At 65.0% G+C, this 15292-nt stretch carries 15 protein-coding genes; 7 read left to right on the top strand and 8 right to left on the bottom strand.

Features of this window, described 5'->3' with window-relative positions:
* Nucleotides 1-315 precede the first annotated feature (315 nt).
* The 5 genes from rpsO to rbfA all read right to left on the bottom strand — a co-directional run bounded on the left by rpsO (nucleotide 316) and on the right by rbfA (nucleotide 4453).
* On the bottom strand, nucleotides 316-585 hold the full coding sequence (gene rpsO / locus ACEN2S_RS04360) for a 30S ribosomal protein S15 (RefSeq protein WP_441862849.1): 270 nt from the start codon (nucleotides 583-585) through the stop codon (nucleotides 316-318).
* A gap of 319 nt (nucleotides 586-904) precedes the next feature.
* Nucleotides 905-2011, bottom strand: coding sequence for a calcium-binding protein (locus tag ACEN2S_RS04355; protein ID WP_441862847.1), 1107 nt, complete (start codon nucleotides 2009-2011; stop codon nucleotides 905-907).
* A gap of 298 nt (nucleotides 2012-2309) precedes the next feature.
* The gene (truB, locus tag ACEN2S_RS04350) at nucleotides 2310-3212 is read right to left on the bottom strand and encodes a tRNA pseudouridine(55) synthase TruB (protein WP_441862844.1); all 903 of its coding nucleotides are present in this window, start codon (nucleotides 3210-3212) and stop codon (nucleotides 2310-2312) included.
* 52 nt (nucleotides 3213-3264) lie between these two features.
* A complete protein-coding gene (locus tag ACEN2S_RS04345) occupies nucleotides 3265-3993 on the bottom strand; it encodes a phosphodiester glycosidase family protein (RefSeq protein WP_441862928.1) in 729 nt (242 codons plus the stop codon).
* 37 nt (nucleotides 3994-4030) lie between these two features.
* A complete protein-coding gene (gene rbfA / locus ACEN2S_RS04340) occupies nucleotides 4031-4453 on the bottom strand; it encodes a 30S ribosome-binding factor RbfA (RefSeq protein WP_441862842.1) in 423 nt (140 codons plus the stop codon).
* Between the two features lie 155 nt (nucleotides 4454-4608).
* On the opposite strand from rbfA, the gene dapB reads away from it, so the two are divergent.
* A complete protein-coding gene (gene dapB / locus ACEN2S_RS04335) occupies nucleotides 4609-5418 on the top strand; it encodes a 4-hydroxy-tetrahydrodipicolinate reductase (protein ID WP_441862840.1) in 810 nt (269 codons plus the stop codon).
* Nucleotides 5419-5526: 108 nt separating this feature from the next.
* Here the strand turns inward: dapB and ACEN2S_RS04330 are convergent, their stop codons facing one another.
* Nucleotides 5527-6213, bottom strand: coding sequence for a response regulator transcription factor (locus tag ACEN2S_RS04330; RefSeq protein WP_441862838.1), 687 nt, complete (start codon nucleotides 6211-6213; stop codon nucleotides 5527-5529).
* 159 nt (nucleotides 6214-6372) lie between these two features.
* On the opposite strand from ACEN2S_RS04330, the gene ribA reads away from it, so the two are divergent.
* A complete protein-coding gene (gene ribA / locus ACEN2S_RS04325) occupies nucleotides 6373-7449 on the top strand; it encodes a GTP cyclohydrolase II (RefSeq protein ID WP_441862836.1) in 1077 nt (358 codons plus the stop codon).
* An 11-nt stretch (nucleotides 7450-7460) separates the two neighbouring features.
* Nucleotides 7461-7994, top strand: a complete 534-nt coding sequence (locus ACEN2S_RS04320) for a L,D-transpeptidase family protein (RefSeq protein WP_441862926.1) — start codon at nucleotides 7461-7463, stop codon at nucleotides 7992-7994.
* Here ACEN2S_RS04320 and ACEN2S_RS04315 read toward each other — a convergent pair.
* Complete coding sequence (locus ACEN2S_RS04315; RefSeq protein ID WP_441862834.1) at nucleotides 7991-8644, bottom strand: YggS family pyridoxal phosphate-dependent enzyme; 654 nt, start codon at nucleotides 8642-8644, stop codon at nucleotides 7991-7993. The two genes, ACEN2S_RS04320 and ACEN2S_RS04315, sit on opposite strands and share 4 nt — an antisense overlap.
* A gap of 138 nt (nucleotides 8645-8782) precedes the next feature.
* Nucleotides 8783-9658: a porin gene (locus tag ACEN2S_RS04310; protein WP_441862832.1), complete on the bottom strand. Its 876-nt coding sequence runs from the start codon at nucleotides 9656-9658 to the stop codon at nucleotides 8783-8785.
* Between the two features lie 737 nt (nucleotides 9659-10395).
* Here ACEN2S_RS04310 and ACEN2S_RS04305 point away from each other — a divergent pair.
* The 4 genes from ACEN2S_RS04305 to holA all read left to right on the top strand — a co-directional run bounded on the left by ACEN2S_RS04305 (nucleotide 10396) and on the right by holA (nucleotide 15246).
* Nucleotides 10396-10908 (top strand): DUF3576 domain-containing protein, encoded by a 513-nt coding sequence (locus ACEN2S_RS04305; RefSeq protein WP_441862830.1) that lies wholly within the window; start codon nucleotides 10396-10398, stop codon nucleotides 10906-10908.
* Between the two features lie 181 nt (nucleotides 10909-11089).
* Nucleotides 11090-13726 carry a leucine--tRNA ligase gene (gene leuS / locus ACEN2S_RS04300; RefSeq protein ID WP_441862828.1) on the top strand — a complete coding sequence of 879 codons (2637 nt, stop codon included), beginning with the start codon at nucleotides 11090-11092 and terminating at the stop codon, nucleotides 13724-13726.
* Nucleotides 13713-14219, top strand: coding sequence for an LPS assembly lipoprotein LptE (gene lptE, locus ACEN2S_RS04295; RefSeq protein WP_441862826.1), 507 nt, complete (start codon nucleotides 13713-13715; stop codon nucleotides 14217-14219). Before leuS ends, lptE begins: the two co-directional genes overlap by 14 nt.
* A 4-nt stretch (nucleotides 14220-14223) precedes the next feature.
* Nucleotides 14224-15246, top strand: coding sequence for a DNA polymerase III subunit delta (holA, locus tag ACEN2S_RS04290; protein WP_441862824.1), 1023 nt, complete (start codon nucleotides 14224-14226; stop codon nucleotides 15244-15246).
* Nucleotides 15247-15292: the final 46 nt, after the last annotated feature.

The raw sequence follows: 15292 nt of genomic DNA, 5'->3' as shown, positions 1-15292 counted from the left end.
CTGCTATGCGATCGGCCCCATTGCCGCCGCGCCCCTGTTAACTTGCGATAGACCCCGGGGCTTCGGGTTGTACGTCATAGATGGGCTAGGCCCATACATCAGATACGGCCGTTTGGGAAGCGATCTCATCGCGCCAGCCCCATACATACGGGGTTTTGATGGCCTTTTCGGCCCGCGCAAGCCGCGCCGCCGCGCCGTGGCCCCGCAGCAGACCGCGCAGGGGCCCGCATCCCGCAGAATGCCCCAAGGCCCGGCGGGCATAAAAAAACGCCCGGTCCAGCGGGACCGGGCGTTTTCATCAGCCTTGCGGCCGGATCAGCGACGCAGCGACAGGCGCGCGATCAGCGCGGTGTAGCGGCCTTCGTCTTTGCCTTTCAGATAGTCCAACAGCTTACGACGCTGGGCAACCATCATCAGAAGGCCGCGGCGCGAGTGGTTGTCTTTCTTGTGGCCTTTGAAGTGCTCGGTCAGGGTCGAGATGCGCGACGACAGGATCGCGACCTGAACTTCCGGGGAACCGGTATCGCCTTCTTTGGTGGCGAATTCTTTGATCAGACGAGCTTTTTCTTCAACGGTGATCGACATCGGGATCTCCTTAAGGTTGAGGGTGACGGCACGAGCCGGGATGTCGTCCAGCAAGGCCCATATAACACCCGCCAAGCAGGGCGGATGCGCGCGTATAGGGGGGAATCGGCGCAAAGAAAAGGATTATTGCATCAGATGCCGCCCCATTCCTGTCCTGAATCCCGATCGTCGCCCGGAACAGACGGGCCGGGAGCGGGATGGAGAGCGAGAGGAGGAGCCCATCCTGCCTGCATGGCTGAGGCGCAGACCCGCGCTGTGGCGGACGTTTGCGCCCGGAAGGCGCCCCCACCACTCGCGCATCGGCCACGCACCGGAGCCGTCAGGCTGCCTGCGCCACCTCCGGCACAACCGACGCCGCGGGGATCAGGCTGACCTGTTCGACCGTCAGATGCGCGGCATCCATCACCTCGGCCAGACGCTCGCCGTTCAGCACGATCCAGGCGGCACCCTCGGCCGTGTCCGACGGTTCGATGGTGACCACCGGGTCCTGCAGGTGATCAGCGTCATAAATCACCGCCAGATGATCCTCGTCCGGGTTGAAATCCTGAATGACCGGCGTGTCGCCCTCATGCAGCCAATCGCCCAGAACGAAGGTATCCGCGCCGTCATCGCCATAGGCCAGATCGCCGGCACCGACCATCAGCGTGTCGTCACCCGCACCGCCCGCCAGCATGTCCTGACCGTCGGTATCATGCCCCTGCGCATCCAGCACCCGGCCATCAATCAGATCATTGCCATCCTGACCAAAGAGTTCATCCTGACCGGCACCACCCGCGAGGGTGTCATCGCCCAGACCGCCCTGCAGGCTGTCGTCGCCAGCGCCACCGTCCAGCTGATCGTCACCGCTGCCGCCGAGCAAGGAATCCGCGCCGTCATCGCCGCTCAGACTGTCATCACCCATGCAGCCCGCCAACGTGTCATCCCCGGAGCCACCTTGCAGCGTATCGGCGCCGTCATCACCGGTCAGGCTGTCGTTGCCCGCGTCGCCCATCAGGCTGTCATCGCCCGCATTGCCAAAAACCACATCGTCGCCAGCGCCCGCCTCGACCGTGTCATCTCCGGCGCCCGCATCCACCTGATCGTTGCCGCCAAGTGCCGCAACCAGATCCGCATCCGCATCGCCCGACAGGATTTCGGCATCATCGGTGCCCTGCACCAGCCCGGCCTCATCGGTATCATCCTCTGCCGCGCCCGGTTCGCCCTGCGGCGCCTCGATCACCAGCTCAAGATCGTCTCCCGACAGCGGCGGCGGCGCGTCAGGATCGTCCAGCAGATCCCCCGTGCCCGAGTTGTCCGCCACGTCGTCCGCAGCATCATCTTCGGTCTTCTCGCTTTCGTCATCCGACGAATCTTGACGGCCATCGGGCATCAGACTGACGCCCAGCCCCGCCGCCAGCAGGCCCAGAATCCCGGAGAGAAACAACATTTCAGATCACCACCAAACCACCTTCACCGACAGCAACCCTAACGCGAAACCGCGATTTTGTCGCCGCGGATCGATTCGCCTGGTTAACCTTGTCATAATAGCAACAAATTCGGCTGCGCTTCCAAGCCTCTGCGCGCTGGCCCCGGCGGCAAACCCTGCCGCCCAGCGGTGCCGGATCGCGTTTCGCAAAGCCTTGTCGCCATCCGGCAGCCCGCACGGCACCGCGCGCCGCAAACCCGCCCCGCCGCAGCCCGAATCAATGACGGGCCGGGACGGGGCGCCGCGCGCGAAAACTCTCTTACAGGTTGAAAACCCGGGTCGGATGAACCTCGCCCGAACGATAACTGCCCACCGCCAGCGGACGGCCCTGATAGGAGACCCAGACCTCATCCCCAAACTCGACACCCGAGGCGATGACCATGCCAGGATTGCCGTTCTTCAACCGCACCGCCCCCTCAGTCGTCGCCTTCAGCTCGGTCAGATCGGCCAGGCCCAGCTCCAGCGGCAGCAGTTTCTCATCCAGTTCGGGCGTGCGCGCCAGCGCATCAATATCCTCAAGGCTGAGCCCCGCGCTCGCCTCAAACGGCCCCGACCATTCGCGGCGCAGCCAGGCCACATGCCCAAGGCAGCCCAAAGCCGCCCCCAGATCCCGCGCGATCGAGCGGACATAGCCGCCCTTGCCACAGACCATCTCCAGCTCGACCGTATCCGCATCGCGCCGCGCGATCAGCGTCAGGCTGTCCACCCAGAGAGGCCGCGCCACAAGGTCCATCGCCTCGCCCGCGCGCGCCAGATCATAGGCCCGCTCGCCCTCGACCTTGACCGCCGAGAATTGCGGCGGCACCTGCTGGATATCGCCGCGGAACGCTTCCAGCGCCGCCTCGATCTCGGCATCCGTCGGCCGCAGATCGGAACGCGCAATCACCTCGCCCTCGGCATCATCGGTGGTGGTCGCAGCCCCCAGCGTGACGCAAAAGCGGTAGCATTTCAGCGCATCGGTGATGAAGGGAACGGTCTTGGTCGCCTCGCCGAGCGCAATCGCCAGAACGCCGGTTGCCGCCGGATCGAGCGTGCCCGCATGGCCCGCCTTTTTCGCATCAAACGCCCAGCGGACCTTGCCCACCACAGCGGTCGAGGTGATCCCCGCCGGTTTGTCGATGATCACCCAGCCGGAGATCTCGCGGCCCTTTTTGCGTCCCATGGTCTTTTTCCTTCCTGGCGAAGGCGCCTGCTACCGCGCGGACCCGTCCGGGTCAATCGTGCGGAGCCTCTGCGGGCGCCACAACGCCGATGATCGGCCCCATCGGCACGCCAAAATCCTGCCGTCCCAGCGCCGGCACCGCGAGGCGCGAGATCGAGCCATCCAGAAACAGCGCGTTCGGCGTGTGCAGATGGTCGCGGAACAGGCGGGCGAATTGGTGGAAATTCACCGCGCGGTTCGAAATGGCGAACCAGGCCTTTTGCCCGTCGGCCGAGACGCCCACCCCGTTGCGGATGTTGAAACTGTCGCTGTCGGGCAGAAAGCGCGGGTGCAGCTGCCCATCGATCACCAGCATCGGCCCCGATTGCGTGGCGATGCGGCAGGCGGGCGCGGTTTCCTTGAAGCTGCGGCTTTCCACAACGCGAAAACCTGCCTCACCGGCACAAAACACGCCGTTTGGCAGCAGGCCAAAATTTCCCGGCCCTTCCGAGGTCACGATCGGATGGCGCTCTTTCCCCGCGTCGATAAACAGGCCCACCGGCCCGCGATCGGCGTGGTACATGCCCGCATTCATCGCAAACACCAGCCGCTCCTCAGGGGCCAGCGCCGCCGTCACCCGCTCAAACGTGCCCAAAGGCCTGCCCGCAGCATCATCGAGCCAGAGCCGCAGGTCATCTTGCAGGGAAACTTCGCAGATCGTGTAGGGAATGCCCTCATAGGCAATGTCGCGGCAGGGGCCCGTGTGACCCGTTTCCTGCGATCCGGCCGTGCCCAGCCCCATGCCAAGCACGGTCACCCCCAACAGGGATAAAAGCGCCTTAATCCTCGGCTTCATCTGCGTCGTCGGGCGTCGCCAGATCGCGCTGCACCCGCTCATCGGCGAACAGCCGCCGCGTCTCGTCCATGCGGTCAAAGGTCTCGTCGAGCTGGAACCGCAATTCGGGCGTGAATTTCAGCGTCAGCGCCTTGGCGACATGGTGGCGCAATTCGCCCGTATGCCGCCGCAGCGCCTTCAGCATTTCCTCGCCCGGGCCCCCGCCCAAGGGCGAGACAAAGGCCGTGGCCACTTTCAGATCGTTCGACAGGCGGATCTCGCCCACGGTGATCGAAATGCGGTTCAGATCGGGGTCATGCACCTCGCCGCGCATGAGAACGTCCGACAGGGTGCGGCGCATCAATTCGCCGACGCGAAGCTGACGCTGTGAAGGGCCTTTGGCCTGAGGATAACGGTTTTGTGCCATTCCCCCCATGTAGGCCAAGCCCGCGCGCCCCGCAACGGGGCTTTCATCACTTGCGCGTTGTCAGCGACAGTTTCCCCGCCCCCTTTACCCCCGGCAGACCCGCGCGCTATGCAGGGCCAGAAACACAGGCAAGCCGACGGCAAAGGGACCAAGACATGAGCGAACTTCCGGGCATCGTGATCACCGGCGTGGCAGGCCGTATGGGCCGGATGCTGGCACAGGTGGTTGCCGCCTCCGACAAGGCACGGCTGGTGGGCGGCGTCGTGCGCCCGGGCCATGCCTGGGCGGGGCAAGATCTGGGGCTGGCCATGGGCGGCACCGCCAATGGCGTCATCGTCACCGATGAGCCGCTGGAGGCCTTTGCCCGGGCGCAGGCGGTGATCGATTTCACCTCCCCCGCCGCCACATTGGAATACGCCGCCCTCGCCGCACAGGCCCGCGCCGTGCATGTGATCGGCACCACCGGCATGGAACCCGCGGATATCGCCGCCCTCGCCCCCGCCGCGCGGCATGCGGTTCTGGTGCGCGCAGGCAATATGTCGCTTGGCGTCAACCTCTTGGTTCAAATGACGAAAAAGATCGCCGCGGCACTGGATGAAGACTGGGACATCGAAGTGGTCGAGGCACATCACCGCATGAAAGTCGACGCCCCCTCCGGCACCGCCCTGATGCTCGGCGAAGCCGCCGCCGAAGGCCGCGGCATCTCCCTCGCTGACCACAAAGACTCCGGCCGCGACGGCATCACCGGCGCGCGCAAACGCGGCGACATCGGCTTTGCCGCGATCCGGGGCGGCGATGTGGTGGGCGAACATGATGTGGTCTTCGCCACCGCAGGCGAGCGTGTGGTCCTGCGCCACTTGGCCACTGACCGCGCGATCTTTGCACGTGGCGCCCTCCGCGCCGCCCTCTGGGGCCAGGACAAAAAACCCGGCCAATACGACATGCTGGACGTGCTCGGCCTGTGAACACCAAAGGGGCGCGCCTCCCGGCCCGCCCCATTGCTTCGTTCAAAATATCCCCGGGGGTTCCGGGGGCAGGCGGCCCCCGGCCTCACCACCAGGCCGACCAGATCCTCAGGCGACCAGCCGATAGCCACCCGATTCGGTGACCAACAGCCGCGCATTCGAGGGATCCGGCTCAATCTTCTGCCGCAGCCGGTAGATATGCGTCTCCAGCGTATGGGTGGTCACCCCGGCATTATACCCCCAGACCTCATGCAGCAGCACATCGCGCGCCACCACACCATCGGTCGCCCGATAGAGGAATTTCAGGATATTCGTCTCTTTCTCGGTCAGCCGGATTTTCTTTTCCTTGGCATCGACCAGAAGCTTCATCGCCGGTTTGAACGTATACGGCCCGAGCTGGAACACCGCGTCCTCCGACTGCTCATGCGTGCGCAGCTGCGCCCGCAGACGTGCCAGCAGCACCGGGAATTTGAACGGCTTGGTGATGTAATCATTGGCACCGCTGTCGAGGCCCAGAATGGTGTCGGCATCGCTGTCATGCCCGGTCAGCATGATGATCGGGCATTTCACCCCCTGCTTGCGCAGCTTTTTGCACAGCTCACGCCCGTCGGTATCGGGCAGGCCGACATCGAGCACCACCAGATCATACAGCGCGGCTTTCGATTTCTCGACCGCTTCCGCCCCCGACCCCGCTTCGAACACGTCGAAATCCTCGGTTGCCACCAGCTGCTCGGCCAAGGCCTCGCGCAGGTCTTCCTCATCATCCACCAGAAGGATTTTCTTCAAACCGGCCATGTTCACGCCCTTTCACGTCTTGTTGCGCCTAACCTGTTCCCCCGATCCGCGCAGGACAAGGGTGATGAAAGAAACCTCACGCGGACGTGTCGCAGAGCGGTCAGATGTTTCAATTTATGTCACGCAGCGCTATCTCTGAGCCGCAAGAAGGAGATGCCGATGGCTCTTGGCCCCAGTCTGACCGAACGCCTGAACCGCGCCCGCGCCGATCTGCGCATGGGCCTGCCGGTGGTTTTGCGCGGCCCTGACGGGGACTGGCTGGCCCTGGCGGTGGAGGTCCTCACCCCGGCGCGTCTCGCCGATATGGCGGCGCTCGGCCCCCTCGATCTGGCGCTGACCGCGCGGCGCGCCGAGACGCTGAAGGCCCGCGCCTATGACGGCGATCTGGCGCGCATCGCGGTGCCGAGGGGGGTGGATTGCACCTGGCTGCGCGGCCTCGCGGATCCGGCGAATGATCTGATGATGCCGATGAAGGGGCCGCTGCAGGCGCGGCGCGAAGGCTCTGCCGCGCTGCACCGCACCGCGATTCAGCTGGCCAAATCGGCGCAGCTTTTGCCCGCCGCGCTGATGGTGCCGCTGACCGGTGACGCCCCGGAAGGACTGACCTGCCTGCCCGGGGCGGAGGCAGATACACAACTGGCCGCTGCCGCCGCCCTCTTCCCCGTGGCCGCCGCGCGGCTGCCGATGGCATTTTCCGAAGCCGGCCGGCTGCATATTTTCCGCCCCGATGATGGCGGCGCCGAGCATTATGCCATCGAAATCGGCGCGCCCGCCCGCGACAAGCCGGTTCTCGCGCGCCTGCATTCGGCCTGTTTCACCGGCGATGTTTTGGGCAGCCTGAAATGCGACTGCGGCCCGCAGCTGCATGCGGCCCTCACCCAGATGGGCGAGGCGGGGGCCGGGGTTCTGCTGTACCTCAACCAGGAGGGACGCGGGATTGGCCTCGCCAATAAGATGCGGGCCTATTCCTTGCAGGATCAGGGCTTTGACACGGTCGAGGCCAATCACCGGCTGGGGTTTGAGGATGATGAGCGCGACTTTCGCATCGGTTCTGCCCTGCTGAAACGGCTGGGCTTTTCGCAGGTCCGCCTGCTGACCAACAACCCGCGCAAGGTGGCAATGCTCTCGGCCAATGGCATCGATGTGACCGAGCGTGTGCCCTTGCAGGTCGGCCTTGGCCGCCACAACGCCGCCTATCTCGCCACCAAAGCCGCCAAATCGGGGCATCTTCTGTGAGCCGCGACGACATGCGCCTGACCCCGCAGGGGCTGCTCTGGAAAGGACGCTGCTTTCCGGTCACCCTCGGGCGCGGCGGCATTTCCACCAATAAACGCGAAGGCGACGGCGCGACGCCCGCCGGGGTGCATCGGGTGCTGGGGCTGCTTTATCGCCCCGACCGGATCGCGCGACAGGCTGTGGCGAGCTGGGCGCAACCGATCCTGCCGGGCGATCTGTGGTGCGATGCCGGCGGCGATCCGGCCTATAACAGCCATGTCCGCGCGCCCTTTGCCGCCAGCCATGAGATGCTGCGCCGCGCCGATCCGCTCTATGACATCGTGCTGATCACCGACTGGAACTATCCCGATGCCCGGCCCGGCGCAGGCTCGGCGATCTTTTTGCACCAGCGCCGCCGGGCGGGTTTTCCCACCGCAGGCTGCCTCGGTTTTCGCCGCGATCACCTGCTCTGGATCGCCCGCCGCTTGCCCCCCGGAACGAGGCTGATCATCCCGCCGCTCGCCAGCGCGACACCCCGCGGCAGCCAGGCGCAAGACAAGGCCTAAGCGTAGGCGCGGGCCCCGAAGATCGCGCTGCCCACCCGGACATGCGTGGCCCCCGCCGCAATCGCCGCCTCAAAATCACCGCTCATTCCCATTGAGAGGCCGCTCAGCCCGTTGCGCGCGGCAATCTCGCCCAGTGCGGTGAAATGCGGCATGCTGGTCTCGCCCTCCGGCGGAATGCACATCAGCCCCACCACCGGCAGATCCATGCCCCGGCAGCTGGCGATGAATTCATCCGCCCCTTCCGGCAGAACCCCGGCCTTTTGCGGCTCCGACCCTATGTTCACTTGAATGAAAAGCTCGGGCGATGTCCCCCGCGCCTGCGCCAAACCCGCCAGTTTCGTGGCGAGCGAGGGGCGGTCCAGCGTATGGATCGCCTCAAACAGCTCCACCGCCTGTTTGGCTTTGTTGGTCTGCAACGGGCCGATCATATGCACGGCCACATCCGGGAAGGCGCCGCGCCAGTCGGGCCATTTGCCCGCCGCCTCCTGCACGTAATTCTCGCCAAAGAGCCGCCAGCCAGCGTTCAGCACGTCCAGAACCCGCTCGGCTGGCTGCACCTTGGAGACGGCAATCAGCTGAACAGACCCGGCGGCGCGCTCGGCCGCTACTTCTGCCACCGCAATAGCTGCCTGAATATCTGCCAAGCCCATCTTACCCTCCGGTCTGCTGCCCGCCCAAAAAGCCACAGGCTCCGTCAAATGAAAAGCCCCGGACAAAACGGCCCGGGGCAAAAGAAAAGAGCGGGCCGAAGCCCGCTCTTTCCGTAGAACCGAAGTTCCGTTCTGATATCAGAACGAGAACTTGATGCCGAAGTCGGCAACGGTGTCTGCAGCGAAGTCGGAGTCGACGATGCCGCCAGCCAGGGTCGCGCCGCCACCCAGGTCGTAGGCAGCGCCCACACCGAAGGTGTCCCAGTTCGAGCCAGCCAGATCTTCGTAGGTGTTGTAGTAGCCCGAAACGCTCAGAGCGTTGGCTTTGTACACAGCCGACAGACCGTAGGCTTTTTCGTACGACGGCGAGTCGTTGTAGTCGAAGTAGGCCGCTTTCACGGTCACAGCGCCGAAGGTGGCCGAGCCGCCCAGACCGATTTCGGTGGTCAGGCCATCGTCAGCGTAGCCGAGCGACACCGAGTAGTCGCCCATCGAGTAGGCAGCTGCCAGCGAGTAAGCAACGTCAACGCCGGTGCCTGCGCCGTCGCTCATCGAGGCGTACAGGTCAAGCGCGCCGGTCGAGTACGAATACAGGATGTTCGGGCCTTGGTTGATGTTGTTGCCGTCAGCGGTCAGGAAGTTCCACTCGTTGTACGAGGTGATCGGGCCGTAGCCAACGCCAGCCAGGTCGCCGATTGCAGCTTCCGAAGCCGAAACCACGTCGCCCATTTCGAGTTTGCCAAAGGCGCCCGAGATGTAGACCGAACCAGCGGTGCCGTTCGATGCACGGTTGCCAATTTCGTCTTCTTGGTCAACGCGGAACGAACCGCCGAATGCCAGACCGCCATCGGTTTCACCGGTCATGGTGAACTTGGCGCGCAGACGCGAGGAGAACTGCGCGTCGTTGCCGTCGTAGTAGATGCCCATACGGCCGTCGCCGGAAACTTTAACTTCAGCAGCGGCAGCGCCGGCGGTCAGTGCCAGGGCGGTGGTCGCGATCAGAAACTTTTTCATCGTTTTCCCTCGTTGTCTCTAAGGTGGGGCCCAATTCAGGGGAATCCGAATTGGGTATGCTGCTTTTTCTCGCCTCCCCCTTCTTATTGCAACGAAAACGGTCGCCGGGGCAGTGCAAGGCCCCGGCGTGGTGCAGAGTTGCCACAGTCCCCGCATCGCCCCCCGCCCCGGATCAACCGTCAAAGTGCCTGCGGCTACAGGCAAACGGGCGCAGCGCCGTCATGTTATAGAGTACGCGCGCCCGCGCGGTGCGCGGCAGTCAAAGACAGGCCACGAGCCGCCCCGCCGCGCATTTCCCGCCCCAGCCCTGGCATAATCGCATTGCCGAGGCCTGCGCGGTCGCGGGCGTTGCCTGCCGATGCCGCCGGACATCACGGCCCGCAGGGGGAGCACAGCGGCGCGTGCCCTTCGCGGTGGCTTCTCAGGAGAGCGGAGGTGAAGGCTCCCTCGCGCGGAGGATGCGGCAGGGTCTATAGCCACAGGTCATCGCCACGAACCACAACCATCTCCCGCGCACAGGTTCCGGGCGGCGCCGCAGCGGCGCGGGGCGGGTCGCAGCAAAGCAGCGTCGGCCCATCAGGGGTCCGTCGCGTTGTGGGGGTCTGGGCTTTCTAACCACCGCTGAAAGCAGCCTTTCCCCCAAAGCGCGCGGCGCATGCCCCCCGTGGCGCTAAAAACCTTGTCGCCCTCCGGGGCTTGGGCTAGACAGCAAAGACGTAGAAATGGGGGCAGTGCCGATGACCTTTGGTCGCATCTTGCGTACATCTGGAACAGTGGCGCTTATCGCCGCGCTGGCGGGTTGCGGTGGCGGCATCGGCAGCGGCAAGCTGTTTGGCAGCCGGAAGCCTGCCGCAGCAGAGCCGGCACCGCTGGCACAGCGCGGCACCGCCAAGGCGACCAACGAAGAAACCATCTGGAGCCTGTTCTCCAACGCCGCCGACCCCAACACCACGGTCGAGGTGAACAAATACCTCTGGCAGGCCTCGCTGGAAGTGCTCGACTTCTTGCCGATCCAATCGGTTGACCCGTTCACCGGCGTCATCGTGACCGGCTATGGCACCCCGCCGGGGGGCGGCCGCTCCTACCGCGCCACGATCCTGGTGCAGGATCCGGCGCTCGATGCCCGCTCGCTGAACGTGGCCCTGCAGGGCAGCGGCGGCGGCGCCGTGGCCGCCGATACCGTGCGCGCCGTCGAGGACGCCATCCTGACCCGCGCCCGTCAGTTGCGCATCCGCGATTCGAAACTCTGATCGCCGCCGGGGCGGGGCGGCACCGGCCGCCCTCGCAGCCCCCGGCATCTGTGACGCAGATCCCAACCGGCCCAACCGCCGCGCCTGACGGTTAAATGACCAAAGGCGATGGCCGCTCTCTGGACCTCTTGCCCCCGCCCGGTGTAGTCAGGCGCGGACGAATTCCGATGAGGGGCCCGAGATGTCGCGTTACGAACCCGCTGTCACCGAAGCAAAATGGCAGGAGGCGTGGCATGAGGCCGGTGTCTTCACCGCCCGACGCGACGCCGCAAAACCCAAATATTACGTGCTCGAGATGTTCCCCTATCCGTCGGGGCGCATCCATATGGGCCATGTGCGCAACTATACGATGGGCGATGTGGTCGCGCGCTACAAGATGAGCTGCGGCTTTTCCGTGCTGCATCCGATGGGCTGGGACGCTTTCGGCATGCCCGCCGAAAACGCGGCGATGGAGCGCGGCGGCCACCCCAAGGACTGGACCTACGGCAATATCGCCGACATGCGCGCGCAGATGAAGCCGCTGGGCCTGTCGATTGACTGGTCCCGCGAATTTGCCACCTGCGACCCGGAATATTACGGCCAGCAACAGGCGATGTTCCTCGACATGCTTGAGGCGGGCCTTGTCTACCGCAAGAATGCCGTGGTGAACTGGGATCCGGTCGATATGACGGTTCTGGCAAATGAACAGGTTGAGGATGGCCGCGGCTGGCGCTCGGGCGCGCTGGTGGAACGGCGCGAGCTGACCCAGTGGTTCTTCAAGATCTCGGATATGGCCGAAGAGCTTCTTGATGCGCTGGACGGTCTGAAGGACTGGCCGGAGAAGGTGCGCCTGATGCAGGCCAACTGGATCGGCAAATCGCGCGGTCTGCAATTCGGCTTTGATCTGGTGAATGCGCCCGAAGGCTTTGACACGCTCGAGGTTTACACCACCCGCCCCGACACGCTGATGGGCGCCAGCTTTGCGGGCATCTCGCCCGATCATCCGCTGGCGAAGGCGCTCGAGGCGCAAAACCCGGCGCTGGCCGCCTTCATCGCCGAATGCCGCAAGGGTGGCACCACCGAGGAAGCCATCGAGACCGCTGAAAAGCTGGGCATGGACACCGGCATCCGCGTGCGGCATCCGCTGAACCCCGAGCTGGAACTGCCGGTCTATATCGCCAATTTCATCCTGATGGATTACGGCACCGGCGCGATTTTCGGCTGCCCGGCGCATGACGCGCGCGACTTTGAGTTTGCCACCAAATATTCCCTGCCGATTCTGCCGGTGTTCGAGCCGCTGGAAGGCGCCTATCCGAAGGGCGAATACACCCCGCTGAAATCCGAGCCCGTGCGCTATATCCGTGGCTTTGCAGGCGAGACGGTGCAGACCGGCGAAGCAGCGATTGCCGCCGCCATTGCCGTGGCCGAGGAAAAGGGCTTTGGCACCGGCGTCACCAAATTCCGCCTGCGCGACTGGGGCCTGAGCCGTCAGCGCTATTGGGGCTGCCCGATTCCGGTGGTGCATTGCGCCACCTGTGGCGTGGTGCCGGAGAAGAAAGAGAACCTGCCGGTCCGCCTGCCCGATGACGTGACCTTTGACCAGCCGGGCAACCCGCTCGACCGGCACCCGACCTGGCGCGATTGCTCCTGCCCCAGCTGCGGCGCACCCGCCCGCCGCGAAACCGATACGATGGACACCTTTGTCGACAGCTCGTGGTATTACGCGCGCTTCACCGCGCCGCATGCCGCCACGCCGACCGTGGCCGAAGATGCCGCCTATTGGATGAACGTCGATCAATATATCGGCGGCATCGAGCATGCGATTCTGCACCTGCTCTATTCGCGCTTCTTCGCCCGCGCGATGCACAAGACCGGCCATCTGCCCGCCAAAGCGATTGAGCCGTTCAATGCGCTGTTCACCCAAGGCATGGTGACGCATGAAATTTATCTGACCCGCGACGCCAATGGCCGCGCGGTCTATCACCTGCCCGAGGATGTCGAAGAACTCGTGATCGGCAATCAACGGATCGTCGGGCTCAAAGGACCGTTCTGGAATATCGGAGAAGGCGACCCGGAAGGCCTAATAGAACGGCTCCGAGCGCATAACGCCTTGGTCGAAATTATCCCCTCGGCCAAGATGTCGAAATCCAAGAAAAACGTCGTCGATCCGGTGAACATCATCACCTCTTTCGGCGCCGATACCGCGCGATTCTTCGTCATGGCCGACAGCCCGCCCGAGCGGGACGTGGAATGGACCGCCTCCGGGGCGGAGGCCACGTCGAAATTCCTCGCCCGGGTGTGGCGCATCGCGCATGAAATCTCGGAAGGTGCGGGCGGCGAGGCCTCTGCCACCAGCGGCGCCGAAGATCTGGCGCTGCTGAAAGCCGCGCACAAAGCGGTGGAAGATGTTACCCGCTCCATTGAGGGCTTTGCCTTCAACAAGGCGGTGGCGGCGCTTTATGGCCTGACCAATGCGATGTCGAAGTCCAGCGCGGCCAACCCGGCCAAGCGTGATGCGATGAAGCTGATGGCACAGCTGATGGCGCCGATGGTGCCGCATCTGGCCGAAGACATCTGGCAGGTGCTGGGCGGCGCGGGCCTCGTGGTCACCGCGCCTTGGCCCAAGGCCGATCCCGCGCTCCTGGTTGAGGACAGCGTGACGCTGCCGATCCAGATCAACGGCAAGAAACGCTCGGATGTGACCGTGCCGCGCGACATGCCCGCATCCGAGGTTGAAAAACTGGTGCTGGCGGATGAGACTGTGATCAAGGTTCTGGCAGGCCAGAGCCCGAAGAAACTCATCGTTGTCCCGGGCCGGATCGTCAATGTCGTCATCTGATCGCCGCCAGTTCCTGCGCCTGAGCGCCGCCGCCGCCCTTGTGGCGACGGTGGCGGGCTGCGGTTTCACCCCTGCCTATGCACCGGGCGCAGGCGGCACGGCTTTGTTGAACCGCGTGCGGGCGGATGATCCGAAGACCCCGGATGAATTCGCGCTGACCCGACGCCTGTCCGAGCGGCTCGGCCCGGCCAAGGCCCCGGCCTACCGCCTGGCCTATGAGGTGGAAACCAAGGCCATCGGCCAGGCGATCACCCCCGACAACGCGACCACACGCTATTCGCTTTCGGGCAGCGCCAGCTACAGCCTGCGCGACGCGGAAACCGATGCGCTCTTGCTGAACGGCGATGTGAGCTCCTTTACCTCATGGTCCGCCTCGGGCTCGACCGTGTCGACCCGCACCGCCGAAGATGACGCGCATGCCCGGCTGATGCGGCTTCTTGCCGATCAGATCGTGACCCGCCTTCTGGCCACCTCCAGCTCGCTGCCCCGGTAATGCGATGAAGCTGACCGGCCCCTCTGCCAGCCGCTATTTCGCCAAACCTGACCCCGCGCGCACCGGCCTGTTGATTTTTGGGGCCGATGCGATGCGGGTGTCGTTGCGGCGGCAGGAGGTGATCGCCCAGCTGATCGGGCCGGAGGGCGAGGCCGAGATGCGGCTGGCGCGGATCCCCGCGGGCGATCTGCGCAAAGATCCCGCCGCGCTGATGGATGCGATGAAGGCGCAGGGGTTCTTTCCCGGCCTGCGTGTCGCCTTTGTCGAAGATGCGACCGAGACCACCACCCCCGCGATCAGGGCGGCGCTGGAGGAATGGCACCCGAATGATGCGCGGCTGATCGTGACGGCGGGCAACCTGACCGCCAAAGCCGCCCTGCGCAAGGTTTTCGAAGACCACGCCAATGCCTATGCCATTGGGATTTATGATGATCCCCCCTCGCGCGAAGAAATCGAAGAGACGTTGCAAAAGGCGGGCCTGACCGCCATCGACCCCGCCGCGATGACCGATCTGGTGGCGCTGGCGCGCGATCTCGACCCCGGTGACTTCCGCCAGACAGTCGAGAAGATCGGCCTTTATAAATACGGCGACAGCACGCCCTTGATCTCGGCGGATGTTGCCGCCTGCGCACCGGCGACGATTGAGGCGGGGGTGGATGACCTCCTCTCCATCGTGGCCGAGGGCCGCGCGGGGGAGTTGGGGCCGATGATGCAGCGCCTGACCGGGCAAGGGGTGAATCCGGTGACGCTCGCCATTCAATCGCTGCGGCATTTCCGGGCCTTGCATGCGGCAGCCTCGGCCCCCGGCGGCCCGGCGGAGGGGATCGCGCGGATGCGGCCGCCGATCTTTGGCCCCCGGCGCGACCGGATGCTGCGGCAGGCGCAGAACTGGGGGATGTTCCGGCTGGAAGAGGCGCTGAAGCATCTGATTGAGACCGACCTCACCCTGCGGTCCTCCAGCCGCGCCCCGGCGATGGCGGTGATGGAGCGGGCGCTGGTCCGGTTGGCGATGATGGCGCGCAAATAATCCGCCCCTCCCCGGCGGCAGCCTGCCCCGCTACCGCCGCCCCGTA

This window comes from Phaeovulum sp. W22_SRMD_FR3, from assembly GCF_052113705.1.
Classification (GTDB): domain Bacteria; phylum Pseudomonadota; class Alphaproteobacteria; order Rhodobacterales; family Rhodobacteraceae; genus JBGQOG01.
This window is presented reverse-complemented; position numbering and strand designations above follow the sequence as displayed.